Genomic DNA, 17,162 nt, shown 5'->3' on the forward strand with positions numbered 1-17,162 from the left:
GATCGCATCCACGCACCCTTTCGAGGCAACGGGAGGTTTGAACCACCCTACCTCGGGCCTCGAAGGGATGCACCAAAATGACCCAGCCGTGCCTCAAAGAGGTCCGGCGCCTACCCACATGGAGGGTCAATCGGTAACGTTTTGCCCAGGCGCGGGTTGGGTGGATCACAGAAAAGGGGTAACCCCTGCCTGCCAAGTGAGAACCAAATGGCTTAAAAAGCCCGTGTTTATGCGGTTTTTACATTCCCGTAACGTTTTTCACGAAAAAATGACATTCGATCAGCGCTTTGTGCACGCTTGTTGCATTCACCTCATTATCGTCGGCAACGACACCTGGAGGGATGCCGGGGTTTCGCGATAGGAAACAGTAGCGTTTCAATGTGTACCAGGGACGGGTTTCAAACTTTTAAACCGTTTGAAGAGAACATTGAAGTTGTCAGCCGGGTGATAGCCGGGCTGTGATTTGCGACACGGAGCTAGCAATTTACGACAGCCTCGTAAAGAAGCTGAAAGGATAGTTGAGTAAGTATCGTCAATAGCGCCGGCGTGAGATAACTTTGCGCCGACACAATAAAGAAAGAGCCGCCCAGATAAAAATACAGGTGGGACGGCAGTACTCTTCCTAAAACCAAAGGAGCAAATCACGATGCGCGTGATGAAGTGGAGCATGATCGCCCTGGCTGTTTCAGCAGGCACCTCGCAGTTCGCAATGGCGTCCGCCCAGGACGATTCCAAGGGCTTTGTTGAAGACAGCACATTCAGCATCAATACTCGCGCTCTGTACTTCAGCCGCGACTTCCGTAACAACCCGTCGGGCCCCGGCTCCAAGAGCCGTGCCGAAGAAACCGGCCTGGGCTTCAACGCGTTGTACGAATCGGGCTTCACCCAGGGCACCGTTGGTGTCGGTGTCGACGTGATCGGCCTGATGGGCCTCAAGCTCGACAGCGGCAAGGGCCGCGCCGGCACTGGTCTGTTCCCTACCGGTTCCGACGGTCGCTCGCAGGACGATTACTCCAAAGGCGGCGCTGCCGTTAAGTTCCGCATCTCCAATACCGTGCTGAAAATCGGTGACCAGTACACCACAGCCCCTGTATTCGCTTCCGATGACAGCCGTCTGCTGCCCGAGCTGCCACAAGGCATTTCGATCACCAGCAACGAAATCAAGGGCCTGAAGCTCGAAGGCGGTCACTTCACTTCCAGCGTCGCGCAGAACCAGACCTTCCATGACAGCCTGGGCCTGACCAAGACCGACTTTGTCGGCGGTGTCTATGCCTTCACGCCTGAAGTCACCGGCAGCCTGTACTACGCGAAAACCGAAGATTACTTCCGCAAGTACTACAGCAACCTGAACTGGACCCACGCCCTGAGCGATGACCAGTCGTTCGCGCTGGACTTCAACATCTACGACACCAAGAGCGAAGGCGCCGGCCTGCAGCGCGCGGCGAAAGATGGCGTGACCAAGCTCGACAACCGCGCATTCAGCCTGCAGGGCGCGTACACCATCGGCGCTCACACCTTTACCCTGGCTGCGCAGAAGGTTTCCGGCGACGGCGACTACGGCTATGGCGTAGATGGCGGCGGCACCGTGTTCCTGGCCAACTCCATCGCCCGTTCCGACTTCAACGCCGAAGGCGAGAAGTCCTACCAGGCGCGTTACGACATCAACATGGCGACCTTCGGCATTCCCGGCCTGAGCTTCATGACCCGTTACGTTACCGGTAGCGGCGCCAACACGGCCACCACCAGCAACGGTAAAGAGTGGGAACGTGACATCGAAGCCAAGTACGTGATCCAGAGCGGCCCGGCTAAAAACCTCAGCCTGCGTCTGCGTCAAGCGACCTATCGTTCCGGTGATGGCGTTTACTACGGTTCGCCTTCGATCGACGAACTGCGTCTGATCGCGAACTACCCGCTGAACATCCTGTAATCGCGAAAGCCCTTACAACGATGACTTAAGGTTTCGACCTTGAATAAAAAGCCGCTCCCCTGTTTGCAAGGGAGCGGCTTTTTTATTGCAGTTATATGTCAACGGAAAAGTAACTAGCAAGCTAAGTAACTATATTCGCCCATGACATATAACCGTCGCGTTTAAGCTGACCTTTCGGCCAACTTAAACGCAACACGGCTTTATCACTTCACCGGGGCTTCCTGCATCACGCGAATAACGCGCTGCGGGAACGGAATATCAATGTCCGCCGCTTTCAAGCGGTCGCGCGCCAGTTCATTGAGCATAAATACAACATCCCAATAATCCGCAGTGTTGGTCCAGCAGCGCAGGGAAACGGTGATGGAACTGTCGCCCAGGGTCGATACCACTGCGACGGGCGCAGGGTCGGCCAGCACGCGCGGGTCCTTGGCCAGTTCCAGCAACACTTCACGGGCTTTCTGCAGGTCAGCCTCGTAGTCCACGCCCACATCGAACACGACCTTGCGGGTCGGCTGGCGGTTGGTGTTGGTGATGATGCCGTTGGACAGGATGCCGTTCGGCACGATCACGGTCTTGTTGTCGCCGGTACGCAGCACCGTGTGGAAAATCTGGATACTGTCGACGGTGCCCGAGGTGCCCTGGGCTTCGATCCAGTCACCGATACGGAACGGACGGAACAGCAGGATCAGCACGCCGCCGGCGAAGTTGGCCAGGCTGCCTTGCAGTGCCAGGCCGATAGCCAGGGTAGCCGCACCGATGGCGGCGACGAACGAGGTGGTTGCCACGCCGATCATCGACGCCACGCTGACGATCAGCATGACTTTCAGCGCAATGTTCGCAAGGCTGGTGATGAAGTGCTGCAGCGCCAGGTCGGCGTTACGCAGCGCCAGCAGGCGCCCTACGCGGTGGGTAAACACGTTGATCAGCCACCAACCGATGGCCAGGGTGATAACGGCCAGCAGCACCCGGCTGCCGTATTCCATGATCATCGGGATCCAGGACTGCGAGGTTTTGATCAAGTGATCCACTTCTGCGTTTAAATCCATGTAGCTTCTCCTGTCTTAGCGGATATGCGGCTTGATTGACTGCCTGAAAACGCAATTGAGCCCCGTAGGGCTCAATTGTAGGCGCCGATTCTGGGCCGTGGGACGTCAAAAACGGCCACAGGTTCCACAAATGGCCATCAGTCGCGGAAGTTATTGAATTGCAGCGGCATGTCGAACGTCTTGGCGCGCAGGGCCGCTATGGCCTCTTGCAGGTCGTCGCGCTTCTTGCCGGTGACACGCACCTGTTCGCCCTGGATGGCCGCCTGGACTTTGAGCTTGGCATCCTTGATGTGCGCGACGATCTTCTTCGCCAGCTCCTTGTCGATGCCTTCCTTGAGCACGGCTTCCTGCTTCATCAGCTTGCCGGAAGCATAGGCGTCCTTGACTTCAAGGCACTGCACATCGATCTTGCGCTTGACCAGGGCCAGCTTGAGGATTTCGATCATCGCTTCCAGCTGGAAATCGGCTTCAGCGGTCAGGTTGACGGTCAGTTCCTTTTCCTTGAATTCGAAGCTGCCCTTGCCTTTCAAGTCATAGCGACGGTCCAGTTCCTTGACGGCGTTTTCGACGGCGTTGGTGACTTCGTGTTTGTCCAGTTCGGATACCACGTCGAACGAAGGCATGTCATTTCTCCAATATAAGGGGCGGGCTCAGTAGAGATGGAGCGCGCCCGAGCTAAAATGCCGGGGCATTATAGCGGTTCTTTCGCCGCGTTCACCGCTGGCGACCCCAAGGAGCACACACTGATGGCGACCACCTGGCATATTCTCGGCGCCGGTAGCCTGGGCACCCTCTGGGCCACGCGTCTGGCGCGGGCGGGCGTGCCGGTTCGTTTGATCCTGCGCGATCAGGCGCGCCTGGCCAGCTATGCGTCGGGCGCGGGCCTGACCCTGGTTGAACAAGGCATCGCGCACACCTACCGGGTCACCGGCGAAACGCCCGACAGTCCCGAACCGATCCACCGCCTGCTGGTGGCGTGCAAAGCCTACGATGCCCAAAGCGCTGTCGCACAATTGCAACATCGCCTGGCGCCTGACGCGGAACTGATCCTGCTGCAAAACGGCCTCGGCAGCCAGGATGCCGTGGCCGCGCAGGTGCCGCAGGCGCGTTGCATCTTTGCCTCCAGCACCGAAGGCGCGTTTCGCGATGGCGAGTGGCGCGTGGTATTTGCCGGCCACGGCTACACCTGGCTGGGGGACCCCGCGCGCCCGACCGCGCCGCTGTGGCTGGAGGACTTGCAGGCCGCCGCCATTGCCCATGAATGGAGCACCGATATTCTCACGCGCCTGTGGCGCAAGCTGGCGCTCAATTGCGCGATCAACCCGCTGACCGTGCTTTACCAGTGCCGCAACGGGGGACTCCAGGCCCATCAATGCGAAGTCGCCACCTTGTGCGCCGAATTGAGCGAACTGCTGGAGTGCTGCGGCCAGCCTGCGGCTGCGCAGGATTTGCTCAGCGAAGTGCAACGGGTGATCCAGGCCACCGCGGCCAACTACTCGTCCATGTACCAGGACGTGGCCAACGCGCGGCGTACCGAAATCAGCTACTTATTGGGTTACGCCTGCCAGGCGGCGGCTCGTCATCAACGAGTGCTGCCGCATCTGCAGCAGGTGCAGGCGCGTTTGATCGAGCACTTGGTTGCACGCCGATTGCCCCACGACTGAGGCACGCGCTACCCTGCCTTATATCTATTGCCTGCGAAAAACCTGATGCCACTGCGCCAGCGTCTTGAAAACTTACCGGTAGGGCAGAAATTGCTGGCCGCCCTGCTGGTACTGCTGACCACCGTATTGCTGGTGGCCAACCTGACCTTTATCAGCGCCGCCTACTGGATCTCCCAGGAAAGCATGGCGCCCCAGGCGTTGCAGGCCATCGGTCGACTGGTGTCCAACCCGGCACTCGCCGCCGAGGCCCTTCAATCCCCGGACAAGGCCGACGCCCTGCTCAATGAACTGACCAGCTATTCACCGTTGCGCGCCGCCGCACTGTACGACGGCGAGGGCAATCGCCTGGCGCAGATGCAACACGGCGACCGCCTGCACCTGCCCGACAATTACCGGCATGTCGAAGCCTGGCGCCTCACCGAGTTTCGCAGCAACCAGATCATCACCCTGCCCCGCCCCGGCCAGCCTTCGGGGCATCTGTTGCTGGTGGCCAGCAGTGAGCTACCGGTGGCGTTCTATACCGGCACCCTGACCGCGAGCCTGGGCATCCTGATTTTCAGCGTCTTGCTGTGGCTGGTGATTGCCCGGCAGATCAAACGCTTGATCACCCGCCCCATCCATGAGCTTGAAGAACTGTCGCGCCAGGTGACGCGAGAAGAGAACTACGCCCTGCGCGCAGGCCCCGGCAACCGTGACGAAATCGGCAGCCTGGCGGAAGCGTTCAACACCATGCTGTCGCGCATCGAGGCCCGTGAACAACAGCTCAAACGTGCGCGGGATGATTCCCAGGCCGCCTACGACCAGGCCCAGGGCCTGGCCGAGGAAACCCGCCATACCAACCGCAAGCTGGAGCTGGAAGTCCAGGTGCGCAGCAAAATCGAGAAAAAGCTCACCGGTTTTCAGAATTACCTCAACAGCATTATCGACTCAATGCCTTCAGCGCTGATTGCTCTGGACGAACAGCTCTACGTCACCCAGTGGAATCAGGAAGCCACTGCGCTTTCCGGCACGCGCCTGGATGAAGCCCTCAATCAGCCGATTTTCCTCGCGTTCCAACCGCTCAAGCCGTACCTGCCGCAAATCAAGGCTACGGTGGAACAGCACACGGTGGAGCGGATCGAGCGGGTCACCTGGGTCAAGGACGACGAGCCAAAGCACTACGCGCTGACGTTCTACCCGCTGATGGGCGGCGCCGGGCGTGGCGTGGTGATCCGCATCGACGACATCACCCAGCGCCTGTCCCTGGAAGAAATGATGGTGCAATCGGAAAAAATGCTCTCCGTCGGCGGCCTGGCGGCCGGCATGGCCCATGAAATCAACAACCCGCTGGGCGCGATCCTGCACAACGTGCAAAACATCCGGCGGCGCCTGTCACCCGACCTGCCCAGAAACCTGGAACACGCCGAACAGGCAGGTATCGAACTGGAAACCGTCAACCGTTACCTGCAAGCGCGCGAAGTCCCGCAATTACTCGACGGCATTCAACAGGCGGGCGCGCGTGCAGCTAAAATCGTCACGCACATGCTCAGTTTCAGCCGACGCAGCAATCGGCAAATGGCCCCCTGCGACTTGCCGGCCCTGATCGACCAGGCTGTGGAGATCGCCGGTAACGATTTCGACCTGGCCATCGGCTTTGACTTCAAGGGCCAGGCAATCATCCGCCAGTTCGATCCGCAACTGGGCCCGGTGCCGGGCACGGCCAACGAACTGGAGCAAGTGCTGCTCAACCTGCTGAAAAATGCCGCCCAGGCGATTCACCTGCGTGAAGACGACAGCGAACCGGGGCGCATCATCCTGCGCACCCGCCTCAACCCGCCCTGGGCCGAAATCCAGGTGGAAGACAATGGCATCGGCATGAGCGAAAACGTGCGCAAACGCACCTTCGAGCCGTTCTTCACCACCAAGGAAATAGGCCAGGGCACCGGGCTTGGGTTGTCGGTGTCATATTTCATCATTACCAATAACCACAAGGGCCAGATGGAAGTGCACTCGACCCTCGGCCAAGGCACGTGTTTCACCTTGCGTCTGCCGCTGGCCGGCAGCCAATTATCCCCTGCTGAACTCACCCGACTGGAGCAATGACCATGGGCTTTCGCCTGTCAAAGATCTACACCCGCACCGGCGACCAGGGCGAAACCGGCCTCGGCGACGGCCGCCGCGTGCCCAAGGATCACCCCAGGGTCGAGGCCATCGGCGAGGTGGATACGCTGAACAGTCAGTTGGGGTTGCTGTTGGCCAATCTGGAGGAACAGAGCGGCAAGCACCCCGAATTGAATGATGTCATCGAAGTGCTCACGCCCTGTCAGCATCGATTGTTCGACCTCGGCGGCGAGCTGGCGATGCCGGTGTACAAAGCGTTGACGGCAGCGGAAGTGGATCGGCTGGAAGCGGCAATCGATCGCTGGAACGAAGAGGTAGGGCCGTTGGAGAATTTCATCCTGCCCGGTGGTTCAGCGCTGATCGCCCAGGCCCATGTGTGCCGCAGCCTGGCGCGCAGTGCCGAACGTCGCTGTCAGCACTTGAATGCGGTAGAACCGTTGGAAGGGGTGGGGTTGGCGTATATCAATCGGTTGTCGGACTTGCTGTTCGTGGCGGCCAGGGTGATTGCCCGGCGCCAGGGGGTGGCCGAGGTGTTGTGGCAGGCGGCTGCCAAGCCACACTGATGTTTCACGGGTGACTGACAGGGCATCATCGGGGTGTAGGAGCGAGCTTGCTCGCGAAAAACTCACAGGCGCCGCGCCCATTCAGAAAGCTCGCGTTATCGTTGACGCTTTTCGCGAGCAAGCTCGCTCCTACATCCCGATAGCGCCCGTCAGAGCAGCATCAGTCTTCGGGCCAAAACGCCCGAATCCCCGCCACACCCTGCGCTCCAGCCGCCCACGCCTGCTCACGCTGCGCAGGCCCAACTCCGCCCAGTAGAAACACCGGCTTGCTGAACCCACGGATCAGCTCGGCCGCCTGCTCCCAACCCAACGGCTGGGCCTCGGGATGGGTTTGAGTCGGCTGAACCGGCGACAGCGTGACGAAATCCACGTCCATCATTTCCGCCAGCGCCAGCTCCTCAGCATTGTGGCAAGAAGCCGCCAGCCAACGATCCTCAGGCAGCGGACGGCCCTTGCTTGCATATTGGCGCAATTGCGCCGAGGTCATGTGCCAGCCGGCTGCGGGGAAATCCCCCAGCCATTCGAACGGCCCCTTGATCATCAATTGCGCCTTGCCGGCACACAGGCCCACCGCATCCACTGCCAGGTCACGGTATTTGGGGTCGTAGCCGTTGGGTGCGCGCAGTTGAACCAGCTTGATGCCACCGGCGATAGCCTTCTGGATGCCACGCAGCAGCGTCGGGGTTTCCAGCTCGCCAGGGGTGATCAGGTACTCGGCGGGCAAGCGCGCAGCAGCGACAATCGGTGTATTCGCCGCCGGGAACGCATAGTTGACCAGGTCCCGTGGCGTCACCCATTCCAACGGCTGCCCTTCAGCGCCGTGGGGTTCGCCGGTGAAGGCCGAGACCTCCCAGACATCCAGCAGCACCTGCTTGTCCGGGTAGTCATGTTGCACCTGGATCAACGGCCGCGCGGTGGTGACCTGGATACCCAGCTCTTCCTGCAATTCGCGGGACAAGGCCGTGGAGACCGACTCATCCGCCTCCACCTTGCCGCCGGGAAATTCCCAGAGGCCGCCTTGATGTTGAGTATCGGCGCGGCGTGCCAGCAGGATCCTGCCATCGACACCGCGGATCACCGCTGCTGCTACATGCACTCGTTTCACCGCCACTGCTTCCTCTCGTTATAACCCTTGTAGGAGCGAGCTTGCTCGCGAAGAACGTCAACCATAACGCGTACATCCTGGATAACGCGTTGGCGTTGAGTTTTTCGCGAGCAAGCTCGCTCCTACTTTCAGGTGCGATATTCCGCGTTGATCTTCACGTATTCGTGGGACAGGTCCGTGGTCCAGATGGTTTCGCTGCACTCGCCGCGACCCAGCTCGATGCGGATGGTGATTTCTTCCTGCTGCATCACTGCCGAGCCCTGGGCTTCGGTGTAGGTTTCGGCGCGGGCACCACGGCTGGCAATGCACACGTCGCCGAGGAACACGTCGATCTTGCTCACGTCCAGGTCAGGCACACCGGCGCGACCAACGGCTGCGAGGATACGGCCCCAGTTCGGGTCGGAAGCGAACAAGGCGGTCTTGATCAGCGGCGAGTGCGCCACGGTGTAACCCACGTCCAGGCATTCCTGATGGTTGCCGCCGCCGTTGACTTCAACGGTGACGAACTTGGTCGCGCCCTCGCCGTCCCGCACGATGGCCTGGGCCACGTCCATGCACACCTCGAATACCGCCTGCTTCAACGCTGCAAACAGCGGGCCTTCGGTGGAGGTGATTTCCGGCAGGTTGGCCTGGCCGGTGGCGATCAGCATGCAGCAGTCGTTGGTGGAGGTGTCACCGTCGATGGTAATGCGGTTGAACGACTTGTTGGCGCCGTCCAGCATCAGGCGCTGCAGCACATCGCGGGAGACTTTGGCGTCAGTGGCGATATAACCGAGCATGGTGGCCATGTTCGGGCGGATCATGCCGGCGCCCTTGCTGATACCGGTCACGGTGACGGTGACGCCATCGTGCACGAACTGACGGCTCGCGCCCTTGGGCAAGGTGTCGGTGGTCATGATGCCGGTGGCCGCAGCCGCCCAGTTATCCACAGACAGGTCATCCAGCGCGGCTTGCAGGGCGCCTTCGATTTTCTCCACCGGCAGTGGCTCACCGATCACGCCGGTGGAATAGGGCAGCACCTGGCTGGCGTCTACGCCGGTCAACTGAGCCAGCTTGGCGCAGGTGCGCGCGGCGGCGACCAGGCCAGGCTCGCCGGTGCCGGCGTTGGCGTTGCCGGTGTTGGTCAGCAGGTAACGAATCGACCCGGCCACACGTTGCTTGGCCAGGATCACCGGCGCAGCGCAAAAGGCGTTGAGGGTGAACACACCGGCGACGGTCGAGCCTTCGGCACAGCGCATCACCACCACATCCTTGCGCCCCGGACGCTTGATACCGGCCGAAGCGATACCGAGTTCAAAACCGGCGACCGGGTGCAATGTGGGCAAAGGACCAAGACCAACAGCCATGTATGCGCTCCTTGAGAGAGAGGATGTGTATGCCGTCACTGTCGACGGGAATTAATGGCAAAACGCCGCGACGGCTGATGCCGGTCGCGGCGCAGGATGTTGCAGCGTCAGGCGAAAATCTTATTCGATCTGGCCGTGACAGTGTTTGAATTTCTTGCCCGAACCGCAGTAGCACAGCTCATTGCGGCCCAGCTTCTGATCATTGCGTACCGGGGTTTGAGCCAGGGCCACATCGACCTCTTCGCCCAACACCTCAGGCGCGTCCAGGCCAGGCGCTTCGTCATGCTGGAACTGCATGCGCGCAGCCAGTGCCTCGGCTTCCTGACGCAGGCGTGCTTCTTCCTCGATCGGGTCTTCGCGACGCACCTGAACGTGGGACAGCACGCGAATCGAGTCGCGCTTGATCGAATCCAGCAGCTCGGAGAACAACGTGAACGACTCGCGCTTGTACTCCTGCTTCGGGTTCTTCTGGGCGTAGCCACGCAAATGGATACCGTGGCGCAAGTGGTCCATGGTCGACAGGTGGTCTTTCCACAGGTCGTCCAGCACGCGCAGGACAATTTGCTTCTCGAAGGTGCGCAGTGCTTCGGCACTCGCCTGCTCTTCTTTCTCGTTGTACGCGGCCAGCAGCTCGGTCATCAGCTTCTCGCGCAGCGTCTCTTCGTACAGGTGATCGTCCTCGTCCAGCCACTGCTGAACCGGCAGGTCGACGCCGAAGTCACTCTTCAACGCGGCTTCCAGGCCGGCCACATCCCACTGCTCAGGCAGCGACTGCGGCGGGATATGCGCGCTGACGGTCGCGTTGAGCACGTCCTGGCGGAAGTCAGCGATGGTTTCGCCAATGTTGTCGGCGGCCAGCAACGTGTTACGCATGTGATAGATCACTTTACGTTGTTCGTTGTTGACGTCATCGAACTCGAGCAGTTGCTTGCGAATGTCGAAGTTGCGCCCTTCGACCTTGCGCTGAGCCTTCTCGATGGCGTTGGTCACCATGCGGTGTTCGATCGCTTCCCCGGACTGCATTCCCAGGGCCTTCATGAAGTTCTTCACCCGATCCGAGGCGAAGATACGCATCAGGCTGTCTTCCAGGGACAGGTAGAAACGGCTGGAACCGGCGTCACCCTGGCGACCGGCACGACCACGCAACTGGTTGTCGATACGGCGCGATTCGTGACGCTCGGACGCAATCACCTGCAAACCGCCGGATTCCAGTACGGCCTGGTGGCGTTTCTGCCAGTCCGCCTTGATCTGGGCGATCTGCTCGGGGGTCGGGCTGTCGAGGGAGGCCACTTCCACTTCCCAGTTACCGCCCAACAGGATGTCGGTACCACGACCGGCCATGTTGGTGGCGATGGTCAGCGCGCCGGGGCGACCGGCCTGGGCGATGATCTCGGCTTCCTTCTCGTGGAACTTGGCGTTGAGGACCTTGTGCTCGATGCCTTCCTTGTTGAGCAGGTTGGACACGTGCTCGGACGTCTCGATGGTCGCGGTACCCACCAGGATCGGGCGGCCCTTGGCCATGCCGTCCTTGATGTCGTTGATGATCGCCGCGTATTTCTCTTCGGCGGTCAGGAACACCAGGTCGTTATAGTCTTTACGCGCCAGTGGCTTGTTCGGCGGGATGACCACTACCGACAGACCATAGATCTGGTGGAATTCGAACGCTTCGGTGTCGGCCGTACCGGTCATGCCGGACAGCTTGTTGTACAGACGGAAGTAGTTCTGGAAGGTGGTGGATGCCAACGTCTGGCTCTCGGCCTGGATATTGAGCATTTCCTTGGCTTCGATGGCCTGATGCAGGCCTTCGGACAGACGACGACCGGGCATGGTACGGCCGGTGTGTTCGTCGACCAGAACGACCTGGCCTTCCTGCACGATGTATTCGACGTTGCGATGGAACAGCTTGTGCGCGCGCAGGCCGGCATACACGTGGGTCAGCAGGCCCAGGTTATGCGCCGAGTACAGGCTCTCGCCCTCGGCCAGCAGGCCGATCTGGGTCAGCATGTCTTCGACGAACTGGTGACCGGCTTCGTTGAGTTCGACCTGACGGGTCTTCTCGTCAATGGTGAAGTGACCTTCTTTGGTCACCACGCCTTCGACTTCCTCGATGTGCTGCTCCAGGCGCGGGATCAACTTGTTGATCTCGGTGTACAGGCGCGAGCTGTCTTCGGCCTGGCCGGAGATGATCAGCGGGGTACGGGCTTCGTCGATGAGGATGGAGTCGACTTCGTCGATCACGGCAAAGTTGAGTTCGCGCTGGAATTTTTCTTCCATGCTGAACGCCATGTTGTCGCGCAGGTAGTCGAAACCGAATTCGTTGTTGGTGCCGTAGGTGATGTCGGCGGCGTAGGCGGCGCGCTTCTCTTCCGGCGGCTGGAACGGCGTTACCACGCCGACGGTCAGGCCGAGGAATTCATACAGCGGGCGCATCCAGTTGGCGTCGCGGCGAGCCAGGTAGTCGTTCACCGTCACAACGTGCACGCCCTTGCCGGACAATGCGTTGAGGTAAACGCCCAGGGTGGCCACCAGGGTCTTGCCTTCACCGGTGCGCATTTCGGCAATCATGCCTTCATGCAAGGTCATGCCGCCGATCAACTGGACATCGAAGTGGCGCATGCCCATGACACGCTTACCGGCTTCACGGGCGACCGCAAAGGCTTCGGGAAGCAGCTTGTCGAGGGTTTCACCTTTGGCTATGCGGGCCTTGAACTCTTCGGTCTTGGCGCGCAATTGCTCGTCCGACAGGGCAACCATCTGCTCTTCGAAGGCATTGACCAGCTGCACCGTCTTGAGCATGCGTTTGACTTCGCGCTCATTCTTGCTTCCAAAAAGTTTCTTTAACAAAGGCGCAAACATATCGGCAGGTTCTTCCACACATAGGGATGGAGGGCGCACCGTCAGTGGCCCGAGCAGCCCTCACGGCCGCATGCGAACGCGCATTCTACCCGGAATCGTGGGTGAGGAAAGTGGCGTTGTTCCCGGATGCGGGCACGGCGCTGTGAGAGGGCCTGTTTAAAATAAGGGCTTTTGCTGGAACTTCAACCCATCAAGCGCAGAAGTTACTTATTGATTTCACGGGAAAAGCCCTGCCGATGCATGGCTTCGGGGCCCACAGGCGCTTTCTGTTAAGATGGCGGCTCTGTTACCTAAGGTGTCTAAACATGGCATTTCGCCCTCTTCCAGCCCGCGCTCCCGGCGTGTTGCTTCGCGAAGCCAAGCCGTTGAAAGCCATCTTTGGCCACGCGAAACGGCTGGGGCATTTGCAACGCCTGCTCGAAAGCCAGTTGCAACCGGCCGCGCGCGAACACTGTCATGTGGCGTCCTGGCGTGAAGGCAATCTGCTATTAATTGTCACTGACGGCCATTGGGCGACCCGTTTGCGTTACCAGCAAAAACGCCTGCAGCGACAATTGATGGTGTTCGATGAGTTTGCCGGCCTGGTGCGTATCCAGTTCAAGGTCCAGCCGCCCACCGTACTGCGCAGCACGGCGGGGCATACGATGGACCTGTCGGAAAATGCCGCCGAAACCCTCCAGGCCACGGCTGAAGGGATCAACGATCCGGGTCTGCGCGCGGCACTGCAACGGCTGGCCGCCCATGCCAGGCCCAAACCCTGAACCTCACTTGCGCTTGCTGCCGCCCAGCAACGAGCCCAGCAAGCCGCGCACCAACTGCCGCCCCATCTGATTGGCGGCCTGCTGCATGGCGGATTTCAGCGCCTTGCCTGCCGTGGTTCCCAGGAACGCACCGGCCTTGTCGGTGAAGCTGGGCTCTTGCGTGGCGGGCTTGGTCTCATCGGTCGGCCCCAAGTCCTTGCGCGCCATCAGCACCTCGTAGGCCGATTCGCGGTCAATCGGCTTGTCGTAACGGCCCTGCAGCGGCGAACTGGCGATCAATGCCGCCCGTTCGGCCTCGGTCAGCGGCCCGATCCGCGACTGTGGCGGTGCGACCAGCACTCGCTGGACCACCTCCGGCGTGCCCTTTTCCTGCAAGGTGCCCACCAGCGCTTCCCCGGTGCCCAACTCGGTCAGCACCGCCAGGGCATCGAAGGCCGGGTTAGGCCGGAAACCGTCCGCCACCGCCCGCAGGGATTTTTGCTCTTTGGTGGTGAATGCCCGCAGGCCATGCTGAATACGCAGGCCCAGTTGCGCCAGCACCGTGTCAGGCAAGTCGCCCGGCGACTGCGTGACGAAGTACACGCCCACCCCTTTGGAGCGAATCAACCGCACCACTTGCTCCAGACGGTCCTGCAACGCCTTGGGTGTGTCGGCGAACAATAGGTGCGCTTCATCGAAAAACAGCGCCAACAGCGGTTTTTCCGCATCACCGCGCTCGGGCAACTGCTCGAACAGTTCCGCCAGCAGCCACAACAGGAAGGTCGCGTAGACCTTCGGCGCGTCATGCACCAGGCGGCTGGCGTCCAGCAGATGAATACGGCCGCGCCCGTCGCCGGCGGGCTGCAAAATATCCTCGAGCTGCAGGGCCGGCTCGCCGAACAGCGCCTCGGCGCCCTGCTGCTCCAGCACCGCGAGACGCCGCAACAACGCCTGGCTGGAACCGGTGGTCATCAACGCCGCATCGTCACCCAACAGTTCAGGGTGATAACGCAGGTGGTTGAGCAATGCCTTGAGGTCTTTAAGGTCCAGCAGCAGCAGGCCCTCACGGTCGGCCACCTTGAACGTCGCGTACAGCGCCGACTGCTGGCTGTCGGTGAGTTCCAGCAGGCTGCCGAGCAACAACGGGCCCATTTCACTGATGGTGGTGCGCAACGGATGACCGGACTGACCGTGGATATCCCACAGCGTGACCGGATAAGCCTTCGGCGCGTAATCAAGGAAGGGCATCCCGGCGATGCGTTCGGCGACTTTGCCCTGGGGATTGGCCGCAGCGCCCAGGCCGCACAGGTCGCCCTTGATGTCGGCGGCGAATACCGCCACCCCCGCGTCACTGAACGCTTCGGCCAGGCGCTGCAAGGTGACGGTCTTGCCGGTGCCCGTGGCGCCGGCGATCAACCCGTGACGGTTGGCCAGGCGCATGGGCTGGGCGATGGGCTGGCCATCCGGGCCGGCACCGATAAGCAGTTGTGTGGAGTCAGGCATTTCGTCACCTATGGTTAATCTTTAGTGCCGCGAGGTCGATATAGACGGATGTAAGCCCGACAAAGACTAAAAAATAGTCAGATAATTCCTATACGGCCCAACGGAGCTATCAGCAGAAATATCACACCTTTTTTTACGCTGCCATTTTGCGCCTTGTCTAGAGGGCGCGCCCCGGACATCAAGACCTTAGCGGACCTTACAAGCCATGAATAAAAACCTGCGCTTCAGCCACAAAATTTTGCTTGCAGCCTCCCTTATCGTCATCGCCGCCTTTGCGTTGTTTACCCTCTATAACGACTACCTTCAGCGCAATGCGATTCGTGACGATCTCAATAGCTACCTGCATGAAATGGGCGACGTCACCGCCGGCAGTATTCAGACCTGGCTCACCGGGCGTATCGCGCTGGTCGAAAACGCCGCACAGAATATCGCCCTCAATCCCGAGCCTTCCGTGGTTGCCAGCCTGCTGGAACAGAAAGCCCTGACCTCATCGTTCATGGCCACCTACGTCGGCGACAGCCAGGGCAAGTTCACGATCCGCCCCGACACCAAGATGCCCGACGGTTTCGACCCGCGTGTGCGCCCCTGGTACAAGGACGCCCAGAACAGCAACGGCTCGACCCTGACCGAGCCCTATATCGACGCGGCCACGGGGAGTTTGATTATTTCCATCGCCACCCCGAGTGCCAAGGCCGGCCAGAGCATCGGCGTGGTGGGCGGTGACCTGAGCCTGCAAACCCTGGTGGACAACATTGGCGCGCTGGACTTGGGCGGCATGGGTTACGCGTTTCTGGTCAGCGCCGACGGCAAAGTGCTGGTGCACCCGGACAAGGCCCTGGTCATGAAGACCCTGGCTGACGTGTACCCCAACGACACGCCGAAGATCAGCGCTGATTTCAGCGAAGTGCAGGCCAATGGCAAGACCAATATCGTTACGTTTACCCCGATCAAGGGCCTGCCCTCGGTAAACTGGTACTTGGGCATTTCGGTGGATAAAGCCAAATCGTTCGCCATGCTCACCCAGTTCCGCACGTCGGCAGTCATCGCCACCCTCATCGCCGTGGTGATCATCATCGCGTTGCTGGGCATGCTGATCCGCGTGTTGTTGCAACCGCTGCACGTGATGACCCGCGCCATGCAGGACATTGCCGACGGCGAAGGCGACCTGACCCGGCGCCTGACCATCCAGAACAACGACGAGTTCGGCACCCTGGGCACCGCATTCAACCGTTTCGTGGAGCGCATCCACACCTCGATCCGCGAAGTGTCATCGGCCACCGAGCAGGTCAATGAAGTGGCACTGCGGGTGGTCAGCGCGTCCAACTCGTCGATGGTCAATTCGGATGAACAGGCCAACCGCACCAACAGCGTCGCCGCTGCGATCAATGAGCTGGGCGCTGCCGCCCAGGAAATCGCGCGCAACGCGGCGCAGGCCTCCAGCCAGGCCAGTGATGCGCGGCATTTGGCCGAAGACGGCCAGCAGGTGGTAGAGCGCAATATCAAGGCCATGACCCAGCTGTCGAGCATGATCAGCGCCTCCAGCAGCAATATCGAGGCGCTGAACAGCAAGACGGTGAACATTGGCCAGATCCTTGAAGTGATCACCAGTATTTCCCAGCAAACCAACTTGCTCGCACTCAACGCCGCCATCGAAGCCGCGCGTGCCGGAGAAGCCGGTCGCGGCTTCGCGGTGGTGGCCGATGAAGTGCGCAACCTGGCGCACCGCACCCAGGAATCGGCGCAACAGGTGCAGAAGATGATCGAGGAACTGCAAATCGGCGCCCGCGACTCGGTGAGCACCATGAGTGAAAGTCAGCGCCACAGCCAGGACAGCGTGGAAATCGCCAACCTGGCCGGCGAGCGCTTGAACAGCGTGACCCAGCGCATTGGCGAGATCGATGGGATGAACCAGTCCGTGGCCACCGCCACCGAAGAGCAGACCTCGGTCGTGGAGTCGATCAATATGGACATTACTGAAATCAACACCCTCAACCAGGAAGGCGTGGAGAACCTGCAATCGACGCTGCGCGCCTGCACGGACCTGGAGCAACAGGCGTCGCGCCTGAAGCAATTGGTGGGCAGCTTCCGCATCTGATACACAGAGGAGCTTGGCGGTACTCGGTAAAAAGTGACTATCTTACTGATGCTCCACAATCCAAATGTGGGAGGGGGCTTGCCCCCGATGGCGGCCTCTGGGCCGGCCAGGATGTTGGATTGGACCGAGTACATATCCGTTTCTGCGGTCACGGCTGCTAATGGTTCCGCTTTTACAGCGGCTCACTTTTGAAAAGCGCAAAAGTAAGCAAAACGCT

12 protein-coding genes and 1 pseudogene are annotated in these 17,162 nt (G+C 60.5%); 7 read left to right on the forward strand and 6 right to left on the reverse strand.

Going from position 1 to position 17,162, the window contains the following annotated elements:
- Nucleotides 1-646 precede the first annotated feature (646 nt).
- Nucleotides 647-1,927, forward strand: coding sequence for an OprD family porin (locus J1G34_RS22665; RefSeq protein ID WP_065887597.1), 1,281 nt, complete (start codon nt 647-649; stop codon nt 1,925-1,927).
- Nucleotides 1,928-2,130: 203 nt separating this feature from the next.
- Here the strand turns inward: J1G34_RS22665 and J1G34_RS22670 are convergent, their stop codons facing one another.
- The gene (locus J1G34_RS22670; protein ID WP_065895083.1) at nt 2,131-2,973 is read right to left on the reverse strand and encodes a mechanosensitive ion channel family protein; all 843 of its coding nucleotides are present in this window, start codon (nt 2,971-2,973) and stop codon (nt 2,131-2,133) included.
- 137 nt (nt 2,974-3,110) lie between these two features.
- Nucleotides 3,111-3,596: a YajQ family cyclic di-GMP-binding protein gene (locus J1G34_RS22675; RefSeq protein WP_003193880.1), complete on the reverse strand. Its 486-nt coding sequence runs from the start codon at nt 3,594-3,596 to the stop codon at nt 3,111-3,113.
- A 123-nt stretch (nt 3,597-3,719) separates the two neighbouring features.
- On the opposite strand from J1G34_RS22675, the gene J1G34_RS22680 reads away from it, so the two are divergent.
- Genes J1G34_RS22680 through J1G34_RS22690 form a run of 3 tightly spaced genes read left to right on the forward strand, consistent with a single transcriptional unit; the run spans nt 3,720 to nt 7,300 of the window.
- Nucleotides 3,720-4,637, forward strand: a complete 918-nt coding sequence (locus tag J1G34_RS22680) for a putative 2-dehydropantoate 2-reductase (protein WP_222994663.1) — start codon at nt 3,720-3,722, stop codon at nt 4,635-4,637.
- A 45-nt stretch (nt 4,638-4,682) separates the two neighbouring features.
- Entirely contained in the window at nt 4,683-6,719 is a 2,037-nt protein-coding gene (locus J1G34_RS22685; RefSeq protein ID WP_065887769.1) for a sensor histidine kinase, read from the forward strand.
- Between the two features lie 2 nt (nt 6,720-6,721).
- Nucleotides 6,722-7,300 (forward strand): cob(I)yrinic acid a,c-diamide adenosyltransferase, encoded by a 579-nt coding sequence (locus tag J1G34_RS22690; RefSeq protein WP_065887594.1) that lies wholly within the window; start codon nt 6,722-6,724, stop codon nt 7,298-7,300.
- A gap of 160 nt (nt 7,301-7,460) precedes the next feature.
- Here J1G34_RS22690 and J1G34_RS22695 read toward each other — a convergent pair whose 3' ends face one another.
- From J1G34_RS22695 to secA, 3 genes are all read right to left on the reverse strand, one after another.
- The gene (locus tag J1G34_RS22695) at nt 7,461-8,405 is read right to left on the reverse strand and encodes a Nudix family hydrolase (protein ID WP_065895144.1); all 945 of its coding nucleotides are present in this window, start codon (nt 8,403-8,405) and stop codon (nt 7,461-7,463) included.
- A gap of 128 nt (nt 8,406-8,533) precedes the next feature.
- Entirely contained in the window at nt 8,534-9,751 is a 1,218-nt protein-coding gene (gene argJ, locus J1G34_RS22700; protein ID WP_065895085.1) for a bifunctional glutamate N-acetyltransferase/amino-acid acetyltransferase ArgJ, read from the reverse strand.
- Between the two features lie 120 nt (nt 9,752-9,871).
- The gene (secA, locus tag J1G34_RS22705; RefSeq protein WP_222994664.1) at nt 9,872-12,607 is read right to left on the reverse strand and encodes a preprotein translocase subunit SecA; all 2,736 of its coding nucleotides are present in this window, start codon (nt 12,605-12,607) and stop codon (nt 9,872-9,874) included.
- Nucleotides 12,608-12,912: 305 nt separating this feature from the next.
- Between secA and J1G34_RS22710 the strand changes: the two genes are divergently transcribed.
- Nucleotides 12,913-13,368, forward strand: coding sequence for a DUF721 domain-containing protein (locus J1G34_RS22710; protein ID WP_065887591.1), 456 nt, complete (start codon nt 12,913-12,915; stop codon nt 13,366-13,368).
- A 3-nt stretch (nt 13,369-13,371) separates the two neighbouring features.
- Here the strand turns inward: J1G34_RS22710 and J1G34_RS22715 are convergent, their stop codons facing one another.
- Complete coding sequence (locus tag J1G34_RS22715) at nt 13,372-14,850, reverse strand: helicase HerA-like domain-containing protein (protein WP_065896392.1); 1,479 nt, start codon at nt 14,848-14,850, stop codon at nt 13,372-13,374.
- A gap of 205 nt (nt 14,851-15,055) precedes the next feature.
- On the opposite strand from J1G34_RS22715, the pseudogene J1G34_RS27710 reads away from it, so the two are divergent.
- Nucleotides 15,056-16,087, forward strand: a pseudogene (locus J1G34_RS27710) (HAMP domain-containing protein); the annotation flags it as partial.
- Nucleotides 16,088-16,180: 93 nt separating this feature from the next.
- A complete protein-coding gene (locus J1G34_RS27715) occupies nt 16,181-16,945 on the forward strand; it encodes a methyl-accepting chemotaxis protein (RefSeq protein ID WP_431602877.1) in 765 nt (254 codons plus the stop codon).
- Nucleotides 16,946-17,162: the final 217 nt, after the last annotated feature.

It is taken from the genome of Pseudomonas sp. Wu6, assembly GCF_019891515.1.
Classification (GTDB): domain Bacteria; phylum Pseudomonadota; class Gammaproteobacteria; order Pseudomonadales; family Pseudomonadaceae; genus Aquipseudomonas; species Aquipseudomonas orientalis_A.

What these genes read in the sequence shown, in the direction of transcription:
- J1G34_RS22665 (WP_065887597.1), top strand. Translation starts at nt 647, where the DNA reads ATGCGCGTGATGAAGTGGAGCATGATCGCCCTGGCTGTTTCAGCAGGC.
- J1G34_RS22670 (WP_065895083.1), bottom strand. Translation starts at nt 2,973, where the DNA reads ATGGATTTAAACGCAGAAGTGGATCACTTGATCAAAACCTCGCAGTCC.
- J1G34_RS22675 (WP_003193880.1), bottom strand. Translation starts at nt 3,596, where the DNA reads ATGCCTTCGTTCGACGTGGTATCCGAACTGGACAAACACGAAGTCACC.
- J1G34_RS22680 (WP_222994663.1), top strand. Translation starts at nt 3,720, where the DNA reads ATGGCGACCACCTGGCATATTCTCGGCGCCGGTAGCCTGGGCACCCTC.
- J1G34_RS22685 (WP_065887769.1), top strand. Translation starts at nt 4,683, where the DNA reads ATGCCACTGCGCCAGCGTCTTGAAAACTTACCGGTAGGGCAGAAATTG.
- J1G34_RS22690 (WP_065887594.1), top strand. Translation starts at nt 6,722, where the DNA reads ATGGGCTTTCGCCTGTCAAAGATCTACACCCGCACCGGCGACCAGGGC.
- argJ (WP_065895085.1), bottom strand. Translation starts at nt 9,751, where the DNA reads ATGGCTGTTGGTCTTGGTCCTTTGCCCACATTGCACCCGGTCGCCGGT.
- secA (WP_222994664.1), bottom strand. Translation starts at nt 12,607, where the DNA reads ATGTTTGCGCCTTTGTTAAAGAAACTTTTTGGAAGCAAGAATGAGCGC.
- J1G34_RS22710 (WP_065887591.1), top strand. Translation starts at nt 12,913, where the DNA reads ATGGCATTTCGCCCTCTTCCAGCCCGCGCTCCCGGCGTGTTGCTTCGC.
- J1G34_RS22715 (WP_065896392.1), bottom strand. Translation starts at nt 14,850, where the DNA reads ATGCCTGACTCCACACAACTGCTTATCGGTGCCGGCCCGGATGGCCAG.
- J1G34_RS27715 (WP_431602877.1), top strand. Translation starts at nt 16,181, where the DNA reads ATGGTCAATTCGGATGAACAGGCCAACCGCACCAACAGCGTCGCCGCT.